This window comes from Staphylococcus sp. FSL W8-1207, assembly GCF_038003745.1.
Lineage (GTDB): Bacteria > Bacillota > Bacilli > Staphylococcales > Staphylococcaceae > Staphylococcus > Staphylococcus equorum.
The window spans coordinates 1,317,393-1,332,232 of record NZ_JBBOPU010000001.1 but is presented as its reverse complement, the minus strand read 5'-3'; the positions used below and the strand labels follow the sequence as shown (position 1 = coordinate 1,332,232).

15 protein-coding genes are annotated in these 14,840 nt (G+C 32.6%); all 15 read left to right on the top strand.

The window, feature by feature from the left end; all coding sequences use genetic code 11:
- Positions 1-9 precede the first annotated feature (9 nt).
- The 15 genes from NSR03_RS06560 (at position 10) to NSR03_RS06490 (ending at position 14,801) form a co-directional block, all read left to right on the top strand.
- On the top strand, positions 10-1,473 hold the full coding sequence (locus NSR03_RS06560) for an SH3 domain-containing protein (protein ID WP_340719184.1): 1,464 nt from the start codon (positions 10-12) through the stop codon (positions 1,471-1,473).
- A gap of 202 nt (positions 1,474-1,675) precedes the next feature.
- Positions 1,676-1,852, top strand: coding sequence for a hypothetical protein (locus tag NSR03_RS06555; RefSeq protein WP_285342712.1), 177 nt, complete (start codon positions 1,676-1,678; stop codon positions 1,850-1,852).
- On the top strand, positions 1,849-2,463 hold the full coding sequence (locus NSR03_RS06550) for a hypothetical protein (protein ID WP_285342711.1): 615 nt from the start codon (positions 1,849-1,851) through the stop codon (positions 2,461-2,463). Before NSR03_RS06555 ends, NSR03_RS06550 begins: the two co-directional genes overlap by 4 nt.
- A 1,534-nt stretch (positions 2,464-3,997) precedes the next feature.
- On the top strand, positions 3,998-4,192 hold the full coding sequence (locus tag NSR03_RS06545; protein WP_046465253.1) for a helix-turn-helix domain-containing protein: 195 nt from the start codon (positions 3,998-4,000) through the stop codon (positions 4,190-4,192).
- Between the two features lie 191 nt (positions 4,193-4,383).
- On the top strand, positions 4,384-5,076 hold the full coding sequence (locus tag NSR03_RS06540) for a GNAT family N-acetyltransferase (protein ID WP_021338709.1): 693 nt from the start codon (positions 4,384-4,386) through the stop codon (positions 5,074-5,076).
- 257 nt (positions 5,077-5,333) lie between these two features.
- Positions 5,334-5,822 (top strand): peptide deformylase, encoded by a 489-nt coding sequence (locus tag NSR03_RS06535; protein ID WP_021338710.1) that lies wholly within the window; start codon positions 5,334-5,336, stop codon positions 5,820-5,822.
- Positions 5,815-6,747 (top strand): methionyl-tRNA formyltransferase, encoded by a 933-nt coding sequence (fmt, locus tag NSR03_RS06530; protein WP_031265888.1) that lies wholly within the window; start codon positions 5,815-5,817, stop codon positions 6,745-6,747. The genes NSR03_RS06535 and fmt overlap by 8 nt, the downstream gene beginning before the upstream one ends.
- A gap of 2 nt (positions 6,748-6,749) precedes the next feature.
- A complete protein-coding gene (gene rsmB, locus NSR03_RS06525; RefSeq protein ID WP_230621995.1) occupies positions 6,750-8,057 on the top strand; it encodes a 16S rRNA (cytosine(967)-C(5))-methyltransferase RsmB in 1,308 nt (435 codons plus the stop codon).
- Positions 8,058-8,060: 3 nt separating this feature from the next.
- Complete coding sequence (gene rlmN / locus NSR03_RS06520; protein ID WP_002512298.1) at positions 8,061-9,155, top strand: 23S rRNA (adenine(2503)-C(2))-methyltransferase RlmN; 1,095 nt, start codon at positions 8,061-8,063, stop codon at positions 9,153-9,155.
- Between the two features lie 4 nt (positions 9,156-9,159).
- Positions 9,160-9,903 (top strand): Stp1/IreP family PP2C-type Ser/Thr phosphatase, encoded by a 744-nt coding sequence (locus tag NSR03_RS06515; RefSeq protein ID WP_021338713.1) that lies wholly within the window; start codon positions 9,160-9,162, stop codon positions 9,901-9,903.
- Positions 9,900-11,948 (top strand): Stk1 family PASTA domain-containing Ser/Thr kinase, encoded by a 2,049-nt coding sequence (gene pknB, locus NSR03_RS06510; protein WP_021338714.1) that lies wholly within the window; start codon positions 9,900-9,902, stop codon positions 11,946-11,948. Before NSR03_RS06515 ends, pknB begins: the two co-directional genes overlap by 4 nt.
- A 36-nt stretch (positions 11,949-11,984) precedes the next feature.
- Positions 11,985-12,446, top strand: a complete 462-nt coding sequence (locus tag NSR03_RS06505; RefSeq protein ID WP_142917934.1) for a hypothetical protein — start codon at positions 11,985-11,987, stop codon at positions 12,444-12,446.
- 193 nt (positions 12,447-12,639) lie between these two features.
- Positions 12,640-13,515: a ribosome small subunit-dependent GTPase A gene (gene rsgA, locus NSR03_RS06500; RefSeq protein WP_021338716.1), complete on the top strand. Its 876-nt coding sequence runs from the start codon at positions 12,640-12,642 to the stop codon at positions 13,513-13,515.
- Entirely contained in the window at positions 13,516-14,160 is a 645-nt protein-coding gene (gene rpe / locus NSR03_RS06495; protein ID WP_021338717.1) for a ribulose-phosphate 3-epimerase, read from the top strand.
- Between the two features lie 5 nt (positions 14,161-14,165).
- Entirely contained in the window at positions 14,166-14,801 is a 636-nt protein-coding gene (locus NSR03_RS06490; protein WP_046465278.1) for a thiamine diphosphokinase, read from the top strand.
- Positions 14,802-14,840 lie beyond the last annotated feature (39 nt).

Here is a 14,840-nt window from a genome sequence, read left to right as displayed (position 1 = left end):
TGTTTATATATGAAGAATGCGATTGATTATTTAACTGAAAAAGGTTGGAAAATATCATCAGACCCACGACAATACGATAACTATCCAAAGAATTATGGTTATCGTAATTATATAGAAAATGGAATTAACTACGATTCATTTTGTGGTGGTTATCATAGAGCGTTCGATGTGTATTCTAATGCTACAAATGATGTACCATCAGTAACAAGTGGAACAGTAGTAACAGCTGAAACACATGGCAACTTTGGAGGTACACTGGAAGTAAGAGACGCAAACGGTAATGATTGGATATACGGTCATTTACAACGTGATTCTCTACGTTTCAAAAAAGGAGATTTAGTTAATCAAGGCGATGTAGTCGGATTGCAAGGTTCATCTAACTATGACGACAATCCTATGGCAGTCCATCTACACATTCAACTAAGACCTAAAGGTACTGATTTATCAGATGAAAAAGCAGAAGTTTGTACAGGATTACCAATAGAAACATACGACATTAGCAAACTGAATAAAAAACAAGATAAAGCTAATAATGGGAGCGTGAAAGAATTGAAACATATTTATTCTAGTCATATTAAAGGTAATAAAATAACATCACCTAAGCCAAGTATTCAAGGAATTGTTATCCATAATGATTATGGTAGTATGACACCTTCTAGTTATTTACCATGGTTATACGGTCGTGAAAAAGCTGGTACGCATGTTAATGGTTGGGCAAGCGTTTATGTTAACCGTAACGAATGCTTATGGTACCACCCAACAGATTATGCAGAATGGCATTGTGGTAACACGTGGGCAAACAATAACTTAATCGGACTTGAAGTTTGTGAAAGTTATCCGGGACGTATTTCTGATAAATTATTTTTAGAAAATGAAGAAGCTACATTAAAAGTGGCAGCAGATATATTGAAGTCTTATGATTTACCAGTTAATAGATCAACTGTTAATCTACATCGTCAATATTTTGGTACATCTTGTCCACATCGTTCTTGGGATATTTACGTTGGTAAAGGTGCAGCTAATACAACTGCTAATAATAACAAGATGAAAGATTACTTTGTAAAACGTATCAAACATTATTATGATGGTGGTAAATTAGAAACTGGTAATGGAGAAACTATTCAACAAGAAGATGTAAAACAAGAAGTTAATGAACACAAAAACGAACAAACAGTATCTTCTACTGATTGGGAAAAGAATGCAGATGGCGTTCTATACAAAGCAGAGCAAGCAACGTTTACTGTAACTGCAAGTGAAGGAATTATCACACGTTATACTGGACCATGGACTGGTTGGCCACAAGCTGGAGTGTTACAGAAAGGGCAATCTATTAATTATAGTGAAATACAGAAATATGACGGTCATGTATGGGTATCGTGGGACACATTTGAAGGAGAAACAGTATACATGCCGGTCAGAACGTGGAATAGTAAAACTGGTAAGTTAGGTTCATTATGGGGAACATTTAGTTAATATGTTACAATATAAATAGCTATCATACTAAGGGTAAGTGTCGTCATGCACTTGCCCTATTTTTTTATGTGTGAAAAGTTAAGAGTACGCAAATTAAAATAACAAAAATTAAAATAAAATAAGTATATGTTATTGCAATTTTGCAACATATAGTATTAGAATGTGTATATAGTATAAAATTAGAAGGAAAGAAGTGAGTAGTATGGCCACTAAAAGTTTTACTACAGATTATAAATTCAATAATAAAGCAGCGTACAAATTAGTTACTGCTATGGATCAAAGTGAAGATAACCGAATCAATAGACAAAATGTATATGCCAAACGCTTAAAAACTGATAATGAGTTACAGAATTTTATGAATAAAGTAAAAATTAAATGAGTTTAGAAGTAGTTGCTTTATCTACATTATTAAGAAATTTTGACGAGCATCAAGTCCAAATTTTGCTTGATGAGTTTAAATCAAGAGACTTTTCTGGCAAAAATGAGGCACATGAAGTAGAAGATTTTCTTAAAAATAAAGCGATTTATTATGATAAAAATGATTTTTCTAAAACTCATTTGGTTTATAGTGATTATCAAGGCGAAAAGGTATTAGTTGGCTATTATGCTGTCGGGATAAATTCTTTAAATTTTTCAACAAGGCAGTTGAATAAGTATTCTAGCAAAATTAAAGGACAATTAAAAAATAAAGCTACTAAAAAAGATAAAACTACTGGGAATATCGAATTAACATGTTATTTAATAGGTCAAATAGGAAAAAATTTCAGTGAAGATGCGTTGAAGACTAATGCTATAACTGGTTTTAAACTTTTAGACTTGGCTTATCAAACTATTTTAGAAGCTCAAGAATTGACCGGTGGTTCTTTTGCTTACTTAGAATATGAAGATACCGATAAATTAAGAGAGATATATAAGAAATTTGGGTTTAAAGAATTAGTCGATTACAGGACTCAGAATGGTTTATGCATGGCAATTTTAAGAATTAAATAATTTAACACTCACCAACTAGTGGGTGTTTTTGTTTTGTGGTAAAATAAAATAACATGCATTTATAATCCCTTATAAATATTTATAAACTAAAGGCATCCCTAGCCACCCAAGCATGTCACTGGGTGTTTATTATGTTATATTATAGCTAGCTTCCGACATAAGCTATTAAAATTTACATTTTTAGGCAATCCCATTTGGGGTTGTCTTTTTTTATGTTATAGTATATATACTTCTTTATTTCCTAACAATTAAGAAGTCCTCTTAAGTATTTAGGCAACCTACCATAATAGGTTGCCTATTTTTATGCTTATGTTAAAATAGATTTATCCGTTTACACGGACTCCTTTAGTAGTATTTTATACTTTGCCCCTTCTATAATTAGAGGGGGTTTTTTATTTGTTTAATGAGTACTCTATTTATATGAAGGAACAGGTTTAAGCAAGATTAATTTGAAGAATATTGTGGAAATAAAATAAAAATAATGTTAATTTGAGTATAGGGTTTGCGAAGGCCCCTAACTTTTTATTGTTTAACTCTTTTCCGTATACTTTTAAGTGTACAGTCGCCTTTCGAGGCGGCTATTTTTTATGCAATAAAATAACCCACCTAAATTAATAGATGGATATTTTAAGGGCAAAAAAAGGGCAGATTAATAAGAAAAGGGCACACACTGTAGGAATTTATAATTAGTGTAATACCCTTAAAACCTTGATATGAAAGCTTTTATAGACACTGTGAAACAATGACAAAACAGACTTTTTAATCCCCAAATGATGATGTAAGCAACTTAGTTAAATGTATTGTCTACAGTTGATCCAAAGTTTAGAGAGGTTTGTATAATTAAATAAACTACAAAAAAGGACAAATAGTTTAATTTGAGACGTTTTTAAAGTCTTAGTTAACTGTTTGTCCTTTTTAATGTTATATATTTGAATGATTGCTAACAATGTTGGTTAATATATTTGGCATTCGTCGATTTGCATCCTTGAAATATTATATTAGAGGAGTTTTGTGAGGAAAAAAGAGATTATTAATATTGCTAATGATTATAAATAGCATCTATGAAGGGGAATAAATACGCTAAAAACATAAGTATTACTAGAATAGCTATAAACCAGTTTTCTTTATCCAAACTTATTCATCCTTTGTAAAAGTATATAGTAACCATATTATAAAAGAATAACTAAAATCAATAACATAGGGTGAATGTAATTAAATCTTTAAGTTAAATTAACAATGTTATTAAAAGTGAATAGTGAGCTACTATTTATTATAAAGGTCTTTTTAACTTTTTGTTTTTAAAACTTTAAATGTCTATAACAATTATTATGTATGCAAATTCAATATATATAAAACATATCAAATTTAAAATTTGCATTTAATGATTTGTACAGTTATATTGAATAGTAACGAGTCCAATATAAATTGAAATCGAACTTATTTAAAATAAAGGTCTGAGATTTTAAAATCAACAATAAAATACATTGCTGAGTATTTTTCATCATCTAAATACAATATCTAAGGGGTTTTGTCTATGAGTTTAATGAATAAGAGAGAAGCTACAGGATTAAGCATAGTTGAATTATCAAATCGCATCGCATCTTTATATAATACGAAATTAAGTCCTGAATTAATTGAACGCATAGAAAGTAAGCAAACGACGTTAAAAAATGAAGACGCACAAATATTGGCTGAATTTTTTAATACAACCTCTGAAGATTTAATGTGAATCAAGCAAACTTCAAAAATTCATCCAAATAAGTGTGTAACAATAAAGTGTGCGCATCATCGCACTTGTTAAATATTGAGCTTAGCGTTATAAATTAATATTTAAAATAAATAGACAAAATTTAAAATATTAGTGTATAGTGAGCCTATAAATCTCGGCATAGTACGAGTGAATAAAGGGGCGATGTTGCAATGGTATATAATGAATACAATCAACCAATTGGTGATATAATAAATGATTTTGAAATGCCTGGTTTTCCTGAAACAAAGTCATTAAAAGGACAATATAGTCACTTGGAAAAATTGTCAACACAACATATCGATGATTTATTCAACCATTTTAGTGTAGAAGCAGATGCGCCGAATTGGACATATCTACCTGATGAACAAACTCAAGATTTCAATCAATTTAAAGCCTACATAAATAATAAAATTAAATCAAAAGATCCTTATTTCTTTTCAATTATTGACAACAAAACGGAAGAAGCGGTTGGTATTTTATCATTGTTAAGAATAAATCAAAAAAATGCATCTATTGAAGTGGGCCATATTCATTATTCAAATGTTTTAAAACAATCACGTATTGCAACTGAGGTTCAATATTTATTAGCAAAGTATGTATTTGAAACATTAGGTTATAGAAGATATGAATGGAAATGTGATGCTTTGAATCAACCTTCTATTAAGGCAGCCAAACGACTTGGATTTAAATATGAAGGCATTTTTAGAAATCATACAATTTATAAAAATAGAAGTCGAGATACATGTTGGTTATCTATGATAGATAGCGAATGGCATGAAAATAAAATAGAATTTGAAAAGTGGCTGAATCCTTATAATTTTGATGAGTTTGGCATACAGCTTACTAGTTTATCTATGAATTAAAAAAGAGAATTAATATTTATATAATTGAATTACATGTAAAACGAAGGAGATATTTTATTGTAAACTGATGAAATATCTCCTTTTTTTGTTTGGAATTGTTAAGCTGTATGTAGTAATTAAAATGGATGAAATATATTTTCAAATTAAAGTATAAACGGCTAGTACGGTTATTTAAATTAGCTGTTACACAATGCATGATGCATTTTTGGTCAAAATAAGTTATAATGATATGATGAATTTTTGTGAGGAGAATTATGATGACAATTAAACAGCTTGTTACGAGTCAACACCCACTTCTAAAAAGATCAATACCTGATGTTACTTTATTTGACGCTCAATTAGCGGAGTTGTTACTCGATTTAGAAGATACAATGTATGATGTAGGTGCATCCGCTATATGTGCACCACAAATTGGTATATCGCAAAAAGTAGCGATTATAGATATGGAAGTAGATGGCTTGTTACAACTGATTAATCCTCAATTAATAAGCGAATCTAATGAGAAAGTTACAGATTTAGAAGGCTCTATTAGTATACCTAACGTATATGGTGAAGTGACCAGAAGCAAAATGATCGTTGTTAAAAGTAATGATAAAAATGGTAATGAGGTTGAAATGACTGCATATGATGATATTGCACGTATGATATTACATATGATTGACCATTTTGAAGGTAAGTTATTTACTGAGCGCGTAAGTAAATTTTTAAGTGAAGCTGAAATGGAGGCGTATTTTGACAATGAGTAAAATTATATTTATGGGGACACCTGATTTTTCAACTAAAGTTTTAGAAATGCTAATTGCTGAACATGATGTAATTGCAGTTGTAACGCAACCAGATAGACCAGTTGGTAGAAAGCGTACACTCACACCACCACCAGTAAAAAAAGTGGCAGTAGAACATGACATTGCGGTCTACCAGCCAGAAAAATTAGCACAATCAGAAGATTTAAAAGTACTTATTGATTTAAATGCAGACCTAATCGTCACAGCAGCTTTTGGACAATTATTACCAGAATCATTATTAGCATCACCTAAACTGGGTGCGATTAATGTCCACGCATCATTATTACCTAAATATAGAGGTGGCGCTCCAATTCATCAAGCAATTATTGATGGTGAAAAGGAAACAGGTATATCTATTATGTATATGGTTAAAAAATTAGATGCGGGTGATATTATATCTCAACGCGCTATCGAGATAGAACAGCAAGATGATGTAGGTTCGATGCACGAGAAATTGAGTTTTTTAGGTGCAAACTTACTGAAAGAAACGTTGCCCTCTATAATAGATGGCACCAATGACAGTGTTGTTCAAAATGAAAGTGAAGCGACATTTGCCTCTAATATTAATCGTGAAGACGAGAAAATTGATTGGACACTATCAGCAGAACAGATATATAACCATATTCGCGGCTTATCACCATGGCCTGTTGCTTACACGGTGATGGATGACGGAAATTTAAAAATATATGCATCTAGAATTGAAAAAGATAAAACGGGAAAACCAGGTACGATTATAGAAACAACTAAAAAAGCAATCATCGTGGCAACGGGTTCTAAAGATGCTATTGCTTTAACAGACATACAAGTTGCAGGTAAAAAACGAATGCTTGCTGCAAATTACTTAAGTGGAGTGCAAACGTCACTCGTTGGGAAGGTATTATTATGACAATAGACACGAATGTACGACAGTTAGCGTTTGAAACTTTACAAGACATCATTAATGACAAGGCTTATAGCAATATCATCATTAATGATGTTTTATCTAATAATGAATTAAATCGTGCAGATAAAGGATTATTTACTGAACTCGTTTATGGCACATTAAAAAGAAAATTTTCACTGGATTACCTACTAAAACCTTTCGTTCAAACAAAGCTCAAAGGTTGGGTAAGACAATTATTATGGATGAGTATTTATCAATATGTTTATTTAGACAAGGTTCCTGAACATGCGATTATTAACGAAGCAGTAGAAATTGCTAAACGTAAGGGTGGACCGCATAACGGTAACGTAGTGAATGGTATATTACGTAATATTATGCGCAGTGACTTGCCAGACTTCACTGAAATCACTGATGATAAAAAAAGAATCGCTATCGAATACAGTTTGCCAAAATGGTTAGTAGATCATTGGTCGACACACTTTGGTATTGAAAAAACTGAAGCAATCGCGGAATCATTTTTAACAAAAGTAGCGACAACTGTACGTGTGAATTTAACAAGGATTTCAATTGAAGATGCAATTAGAAGATTAGTTGAAGATGATTACATCGTGGAACAAGATAACGAAATTGATACGTGTTTGCATATCAGTGGCAAACCAATTATCGAATCACGTATGTTCAAAGATGGTTTAGTTTCTATCCAAGATAAAAGTTCTATGTTCGTTGCGGAATTAATGGGATTAACTGACGGCGACGAAGTATTAGATGCATGTAGTGCGCCAGGTGGAAAAGCGTGCCATATTGCAGAAGTATTAAACGGCACAGGCCATATTGATGCAACTGATATCTATGAACATAAGATAGATTTGATAGATTTCAATATTAAAAAATTACGATTGTCTAACATTTCTGCTTTTGAACACGACGCTACTGAAAAATATGGTAAAGTGTATGATAAGATTTTAGTTGATGCACCATGTAGTGGCTTAGGTGTCCTAAGACACAAACCTGAAATTAAATATGAACAATCGCAACAATCGATTCAATCATTAGTCGAAATTCAATTGGAAATTTTAAATAATGTGAAAGATAATTTAAAACCAGGTGGCACGTTAATTTATTCTACATGCACAATTGAACAATTAGAAAATGAGAATGTAGTATATACATTTTTAAAAGATAATAAAGATTTTGAGTTTGACACATTTGAACACCCGATTACTGGAGAAAAAGTGAAAACGATGCAAGTACTACCTCAAGATTTCAACTCTGATGGCTTTTTCATTACTAGGATTAGAAGAAAGGAAAATTAAATTATGATTACTGAAGAAAAGAAGAAAAAGAATAAGTTTCTTCCCAATTTTGAAAAGCAGTCCATTTATTCAATTAGATATGACGAGATGCAAGATTGGTTGATACAAAATGGTCAGCAAAAATTCAGAGCGAAACAAATTTTTGAATGGCTTTATGAAAAACGTGTAGATAGCATCGACGAAATGCTGAATTTATCTAAGGAACTTAGAGAAGTTTTAAAAGAAAGTTTTACAATGACAACTATGACGACAGTCGTTAAACAAGAGAGCCGAGACGGTACAATCAAATTTTTATTTGAACTACAAGATGGCTATACAATTGAAACAGTTCTAATGAGACATGAATATGGGAATTCAGTATGTGTTACGACACAAGTAGGTTGTCGTATTGGTTGTACGTTCTGTGCATCTACATTAGGTGGGTTGAAACGTAATCTAGAAGCGGGTGAAATAGTATCGCAAGTACTTACTGTTCAAAAAGCACTAGATGAATCAGAAGAACGCGTATCACAAATTGTTATCATGGGTATTGGTGAACCGTTTGAGAACTATGATGAAATGATGGATTTCTTAAAAATTGTCAATAACGATAATGGGTTGAATATTGGTGCCCGTCATATTACGGTATCAACTTCAGGTATTATTCCACGTATATATGATTTCGCAGACGAAGACATTCAAATTAATTTTGCTGTGAGTTTACACGGTGCAAATGATGAAATACGTTCTAGATTAATGCCTATTAACAGAGCATACAACGTTGAAAAATTAATGGAAGCTATTAATTATTATCAAGAAACAACAAATAGACGTATTACGTTTGAGTATGGATTGTTTGGTGGCGTTAATGATCAACTTGAACATGCTAGAGAATTAGCTCATTTAATTCAAAACTTAAATTGTCATGTTAATTTAATTCCTGTTAACCACGTACCAGAACGAAATTACGTTAAGACGCCTAAAGAAGACATATTTAAATTTGAAAAAGAATTAAAACGTTTAGGTATTAATGCAACAATTAGACGAGAACAAGGTGCAGATATAGATGCTGCGTGTGGTCAATTAAGAGCGAAGGAACGAAAAGTAGAAACGAGGTAGAGACATGCTAAAAGCACAATTTTTTACTGACACGGGTCAATATCGTGATAAGAATGAAGATGCAGGTGGCGTATTTTATAATCAAACAGAGCAACAGTTATTAGTGCTTTGTGATGGTATGGGTGGACATCTTGCAGGTGAAGTCGCGAGCCAATTTGTAACCAATGAACTGCAAAGTCGATTTGAAGAAGAAAATCTCATCGAGGCAGATCAAGCTGAAGATTGGTTGAGAACAACACTAAAAGCGATTAACCGTGAATTATATCAATTGTCAGTAGAAAATCCAAAATACCAAGGTATGGGTACGACTTGTGTTTGTGCATTAGTATTTGATAATTATGTAGTTGTTGCAAATATTGGAGATTCACGTGCGTATTTAGTGAATAGTAGAGATATTGAACAAATTACCAACGACCACTCATTCGTGAATCATCTTATGATGATCGGCCAAATTAGCGCTGAAGAAGCATTTACGCACCCACAACGCAATATTATTACGAAAGTGATGGGTACGGATAAATTAGTTACGCCAGATATTTTTGTGAAAAAAACGAATTTTTATGATTTTTTAATGTTGAATTCTGATGGTCTAACTGATTTTGTTCGTAATCATATGATTCAAGAAGTATTAATTCAAGACAATGAATTAGAAACACATGGACAAAATTTAATAGAACTTGCATTATCGCAAGATACGAATGATAATGTAAGTTTAATTTTGGCTGAGATTGAAGGTGATAAAGTATGATAGGCAAATTAATAAATGAACGCTATGAAGTGATTAAAAAACTTGGTGGCGGTGGTATGAGTACTGTCTATCTTGCTGAAGACTCGATACTCAACCGACAAGTTGCAATTAAAGCAATTAGAATTCCCTCGGGTGAAAAAGAAGAAACAATTAAACGTTTCGAGCGCGAAGTACATAACTTAACTCAACTTTCACACGACAATATTGTTAGTGTATTTGATGTCACAGAAAATGAAGAGAACTTCTTTTTAGTGATGGAATACATAAAAGGTCCAACATTATCAGAATACATTCAAGAAAATCATCCATTAGATATTGAAACTGTGTTGAATTTCACGAGACAAATTATCGATGGTATCAAGCATGCGCATGATACTAAAATTGTTCACCGTGATATCAAACCTCAAAATATTTTGGTGGAAAAGGATAAAACTTTAAAAATATTAGATTTTGGTATAGCTAAAGCGTTAAGTGAAACAACAATGACCGAAACGAATCATGTGTTAGGTACAGTACAGTATCTATCTCCAGAACAAGCACGAGGAAAGTCTACAGATAATGGAACTGATATCTATTCCATCGGTGTAGTATTGTATGAAATGCTTGTTGGTAAGCCTCCATTTTCAGGAGAAACCGCAGTAAGTATTGCAATTAAGCATATACAAGACCCGATGCCCAATGTTACGGAGCATCGATCAGATGTGCCACAAGCTATAAGTAATGTTGTGCTAAAAGCAACTGAAAAAGATAGATCTGAACGTTATGAAACTGTTAAAGATATGCAAGAAGATCTTGATAGTGCATTGTCAAAAAGTAGAGAGTATGAAGCAAAATATCTGTCAGATGATGCGAACACTAAAACAGTGCCTATAAATAAAGAAGAAATTGCTAATCAAACACAATCAGAAAATCAACATAAAAATATTAAAGAAACGATGCAAATCCCTATTGTGAATCAACAAAAATTCCAATCTAGTGAAGAGCATATATATGCAGTGCCAACGAAACAACGTTCAAAGAAAAAGAAGTTTTTCTACGCTATTGTAATTATTCTTTTATTATTTGGCTTATTTGGTTTTATGGCTATGGGAATGTTTGGGAGTAAGTATTTAGAGACGCCTGACTTATCTGGTAAAACTGAAAAAGAAGCAGAAACGATATTAAAAGATAATAAATTAGAACTTGGTGATATTTCTCGTGAGTATAGTGATAAATACTCTGAAAATAAAATCATTAAAACAACACCTAAAAAAGGTGAGCGTTTAGAACAGAATAGTAAGGTGGATATCGTTTTATCTAAAGGGCCTAAATTAGCAGAAATGCCTAGTCTTTATGGTATCCCTAAAGCAGAAGCGATGGATAAGTTGAAAGACTTAGGCATTAAAGACGCTAAAGTAAAACAAGCGTATACGAACCAAAATGTAGCTAAAGGATTAATCGAAGGACAAAACGTATCACCTGGCGATAAAGTTGAAGTGAATGATAGTAATATCGAATTAACTGAATCATTAGGTACAAAACAAGTTTATGTCGAAGATTATGAAAACAAATCCTTTAAAACAGCTAAATCAGAGTTAGAAGCTAAAGGCTTTAAAGTTGTGGTTAATGAAGAACAAGACGACGACAAAGTTAAGAAAGATCACGTTATCAGCCAATCACCAAAAGGTGAAGAAGTTGATGAAGGTTCAACTATTGGATTCACAGTTTCTAAAGGAGCACCTGAGGAAAAAGATGAAGACAAAGACAAGGATAAAGAAGATTCTGATAAAAAAGATGAAGATAAGTCTAAAGATGATGAACTAGACAAAACGTATACAGAGACATATCAAGTACAGTATACAGGTGATGATGATGAGAGCCAAGAAGTCAAAGTTTATGTAAGAGATAAAGATGACGAAGGCGATTCACCTTCACAGACGTACAAGATAAAAGAAAATAAAACAGTAAAAATCCCAATGACAATTCAAAAAGGTGAGACAGCAGGATATACCATTCGAGTTGATGATAAGATCGTTGCTGATAAAGATATCCCTTATGATTTTTAGCAACACTTAACGAACGAAGAGAGTTTAGTGTTGCTTATGCAAGCCAAAGCTTGCGATCCGAGCTTGCACTTAACGAACGAAGAGAGTTTAGTGTTGCTTATGCAAGCCAAAGCTTGCGATCCGAGCTTGCACTTAACGAACGAAGAGAGTTTAGTGTTGCTTATGCAAGCCAAAGCTTGCGATCCGAGCTTGCACTTAACGAACGAAGAGAGTTTAGTGTTGCTTATGCAAGCCAAAGCTTGCGATCCGAGCTTGCACTTAACGAACGAAGAGAGTTTAGTGTTGCTTATGCAAGCCAAAGCTTGCGATCCGAGCTTGCACTTAACGAACGAAGAGAGTTTAGTGTTGCTTATGCAAGCCAAAGCTTGCGATCTGAACTGGCACTTAACGAACAAAGAGAGTTTAGTGTTGCTAATGCAAGCCAAAGCTTGCGATCTGAACTGGCACTTAACGAACAAAGAGAGTTTAGTGTTGCTAATTTATCTTAGAGTCAAATAAACATAAGTGAACACCATTTCAACTGATATAAAGTCTGTTGAAATGGTGTTTTATTTTATAGGTTTTATTGTTTATATAAGAATAGTAAGATGGTTTATGCTGATTTTTATACGAAATAGTCTTAAATCATATTTAAATTAAAAAGGCTTTGCTATAATATATAAGATAATAGTTTTTAAAGAGAGGTGTCTAAGTGAAGACAGGACGCATTATAAAATCATTAAGTGGCGTTTATCGTGTAGATGTAGAAGGTGAAATGTACGATACGAAACCACGCGGTTTATTCAGAAAAAATAAATTTTCACCAATCGTTGGTGATGTAGTTGATTTCGAAGTTGAAAATATAACAGAAGGATATATTCAATACGTTCATGATAGAAAAAATGAATTAAAAAGGCCACTTGTTAGTAACGTGGATCATCTTATATTAGTAATGAGTGCAGTAGAACCTGATTTTTCAACGCAATTACTAGATAGATTTTTAGTCATTGCGCATTCGTATCATATGCGCCCGCGTATTCTCATAACTAAAAGAGATTTAGCCTCAGTTGAAACGCAGCAAAAAGTTACACAATTGTTAAATATTTATGAAAATATGGGCTATAAAACACAATTCATTAGTATCGATGATGATATTGAACCTGTTTTTGCTGCTTGGGGGGAAGGACTTGCTGTATTAAGCGGTCAATCTGGTGTCGGTAAATCAACACTATTAAATAAATATTTTCCAGAACTGAATATTGAAACGCAACATATTTCAAAAGCACTTAACCGCGGTCGTCATACTACAACACATATAGAGCTTTTTGAACGAAGCCATGGTTATATAGCAGATACGCCTGGGTTTAGTGCGTTAGATTTTACACATATCCAAAAAGACGAATTAAAAAATTACTTTATGGAGATTAATGAATACGGCGAAAAGTGTAAATTTAGAGATTGTAATCATATTAATGAACCAAAATGTAATGTGAAAAATGAGTTGGAAAATGGAAACATTGCACAATTCAGATATGACCATTACTTACAACTCTTTAACGAAATTGCAAATAGAAAGGAAAGATATTAAATGGCAAAACTTTATCCATCATTATTATCAACTGATTTTTTAAAATTACAAGAAGAATTAACAGCATTAGAAGAAGCAGGTGTAGACGGTGTACACTTTGATGTTATGGATGGTCAATTCGTGCCAAATATTTCGATTGGTTTACCAATACTTGAAGCAGTGCGTAAAGGTACGCGACTGCCAATTGATGTTCATTTAATGATTGAAAAACCAGAAAAATATGTCGAATTATTTGCCGACTACGGGGCTGATATGATCTCAGTGCACGTAGAAGCAACACCACATATTCATAGAGTAATAGAACAAATAAAGAATGAAAATGTAAAAGCAGGTGTTGTAATCAATCCTGGCACACCCGTAGATGCAATCTTACCAGTGATAAAAATGGTGGATTTTGTATTAGTGATGACGGTGAATCCTGGTTTTGGGGGTCAATCATTTATTAATGATACTGTTGTAAAATTAGATCAACTATCAAAAATCAAAGATGAATTGAACTTAGAATTTGAAATCGAAGTAGATGGTGGTATTAACAATGAGACTGTTGAAACTGTTATAAACCATGGTGCTACAATGTTAGTTGCGGGGTCATATTTCTTTAAACATGATGATTACAAAGAAGTAACGAAAACATTGAAAGGCTGAAGCTAATGAAAGTGAATTTATTGTGTGGCAATAGAAATTTGCCTGAAGGTTTATTAAAGACAGAAACAGATGAGCATTGGATTGGGGTTGATCGAGGAGCGTTACTTTTGATAGAAGCAGGGATAATACCTCGATTTGCTGTAGGTGATTTTGACTCAATTACAAGTGAGGAAAAAGCATTTGTTGAAAAACGAATTGACATTAATCCATTTAATTCGGAAAAAAATGATACAGACCTAGCTTTAGGTATTGATCAAGCAGTGACCAATGGTTATAAAGAGATTTGTGTTTATGGTGCTACAGGTGGTCGATTAGATCATTTTATGGGCGCGTTACAAATTTTAGAAAAACCAGAATATACAGAGCAAAATATTGTCATTAAACTTATTGATGTGAATAATGAAATTCAATTTTTAAAAACAGGGTCATATACGATTCAGAAAAATGACAACTACCGTTATATCTCATTTATTCCAGTCACTTATCCTACGGTTATCTCGTTAAATAATTTTAAATATAATCTAGAAAAGGAACAACTTAAACTAGGATCTACGCTTACGATTTCCAACGAACTTAACCAAACAGAAGGTGATGTGAATATTACTGAAGGCAACGTATTAATGGTGAGAAGTAAAGACTAAAATCCAATAACATAATAACGCTTATGTTTATGAGTTAAT